Origin of the sequence: Mesorhizobium sp. M7A.F.Ca.CA.003.01.2.1, assembly GCF_003998945.1 — a bacterium.
GTDB classification, from domain to species: Bacteria; Pseudomonadota; Alphaproteobacteria; order Rhizobiales; family Rhizobiaceae; genus Mesorhizobium; species Mesorhizobium ciceri.
Map to the genome: position 1 here is coordinate 1 of NZ_RZRA01001532.1, position 679 is coordinate 679.

Annotated in this window: 1 pseudogene; it reads right to left on the reverse strand. The window is 69.8% G+C overall.

The features are described from left to right. Positions 1-679 (reverse strand): annotated as a pseudogene (locus EN969_RS33995) (kinesin); the annotation flags it as partial.

Sequence of the window (679 nt, forward strand, 5' to 3'; positions counted from 1 at the left end):
GGTCCGATGCGCGTGCGGCAAGCGCTTCGGCCGATTCGCCGATCCGCATGCCGAGCCGCTGGTCGGCGCCTTCGAAGTTGCGCAGGATGTCGCCGGCGCGCGCGGCCAGCGACTGGGCCGTTTCGATGGCGCGGGCGACCAGCTTCTGGTCGGCGGCATCGAACGTGCCTGCAATTTCGCTTGCACGAGCTGCCAGATGGTCGGCGGTGTCCTGAGCCCGGGCGGTCAGCTGATCTGCGGTTTCCTGGGCGCGGGCGGCGAGCTTCTGGTCTGCCGCTTCGAAGGTGCCGGCGATCTGATTTGCGCGAGCGGCCAGCTGATCGGCGGTTTCATGGGCACGGGCCAGCAGCGAGCTGGACGTGTCGTCCGCGCGGGCAAGCAAGGCGTTCGACGTATCTTCTGCACGGGCGTGCAGGCGACGGTCGGCCTCCTCGAAGGTGCGGGCGATGTCTTCGGCCCGCGCCAGCAGGGCCGCGGAGGTCTGCTCGGCGCGCTCGGCGATCTTGCGGTCGGCGTCGCTGAACGCGGCACCGGCCTGCTCGTGCAGGGTGCTGGTGACTTCCAGCACCTTTTCGCGCAGGGCGCCGGCGACAAACACGGCGCTCTTCTCGAGCACGGCGCGGACGTTGTCGACGCCTGTCGAGAGCGCACGTTCCATGGTGCCGGCGCGCTCCTCGAT